Genomic DNA, 1,215 nt, shown 5'->3' with positions numbered 1-1,215 from the left:
ACCATTAATACGGATTATTACTTAAGTTCTTTACCTCTGGACATCGAACTTGCAGCCAAAGCGGTGCGTCAGCATTGGCACATCGAGAACCAGCAACACTGGGTGCTTGACCTAACCTTCAGGGAAGACAGCTCAAGAATGGGTGACCGTGAAAACGCGAAGAAGATGGCGCTATTTCGCCGTATCGCGCTGAACCTTTTAGAGCAGCATCCGCTAAAAGCCAGCAAACCAACCAAGATAAGAAAGGCAGCATGGAATGGCGATTTTAGGAGCGAGATTTTCTTTGGTTAAGAGATTTAACAAAGCTTAATCCCGCCCTGATCCCGTGGTCTAGCAGCATCCGTTAAGCCGTTATGAAATCCCAGCGAGCCGTCTACTACGTTCATAGCAAAACTATTTGCAGGGTCATAAACGAAGTCTTTGTCGCTTTGTGGTTTGTAGAGCTCTGTAGAGGCGCAGCCTACAAGGAGTAAGCTGGCTAACAGTGTTATTGATAGATATTTATTGTTTAACTGCTTCATATTTAAGTTTCTTTCCTGATATGTTTTCAGATTATCATCATATTTTGATTCGGCAACTATGTCATCACTAGACCTTTACGCCGCGTAAAAATACAGTCACGGAAAAACGTAAGCAACAATATCTCTAGCGTCCATGGTAAGACAAACTTGTAAGAGGCAAAGTCCGTAACAGACTGACGGAGTACAATTGGTTCGAATCTGAAATAGCAAGACTTCATACACTTACCAAAAAATCCAACCCGTCTATTGAATTATATGAGTCGGTTTGATTAGCCATATGCGTTGCTTTGGTGCAAAAGGAGGGTAGACTTTGTACTCTGTCTATCAAGATAGTTGCCATACTTTTCCTAATCAACGCAATAAGAGCTAAAACAAAACTCTAACTTTTTTATGTCCAAAAGTGAGTTTTAAATGTTTTCAGCCTTAACAAAACGGCTTTTCTAAGGCATCTATAACTAAATTTAAAAAATAGTTAGTGTTAGATCTAGTCTTGAGAATCTACAGGGTACGCAAGCTCTCGAAAGGTGTGCCATGGTGATTAGCGAGACGACCGTCCGCCCCATGGACGGGGTGGTCGAGCATCCAAGGATGATGGGATGGACACCTCTTGTGAAGTAGGCGTCATTTACGCCATATTGAATTTGCACGTTCAATAACAACAAAAGGTGTCCAAAATGAAAGTTACACTAATAGG

The 1,215-nt window shown here is 41.9% G+C and carries 2 protein-coding genes; one reads left to right on the top strand and one right to left on the bottom strand.

Annotated features, from left to right (window positions below; genetic code table 11):
• Positions 1-291 (top strand): ISAs1 family transposase (locus L2744_RS21450; protein WP_248993767.1); only part of this gene is annotated, 291 nt, incomplete at its 5' end.
• Positions 292-296: 5 nt separating this feature from the next.
• On the opposite strand, the gene L2744_RS21445 is transcribed toward L2744_RS21450, so the two are convergent.
• Positions 297-521 (bottom strand): hypothetical protein, encoded by a 225-nt coding sequence (locus L2744_RS21445; protein WP_248993766.1) that lies wholly within the window; start codon positions 519-521, stop codon positions 297-299.
• Positions 522-1,215: the final 694 nt, after the last annotated feature.

The organism is Shewanella profunda, from assembly GCF_023283765.1.
Lineage (GTDB): Bacteria > Pseudomonadota > Gammaproteobacteria > Enterobacterales > Shewanellaceae > Shewanella > Shewanella profunda.
Note: the sequence above shows the minus strand (reverse complement) of the source record. Positions and strands in the feature narration are given on the sequence as shown.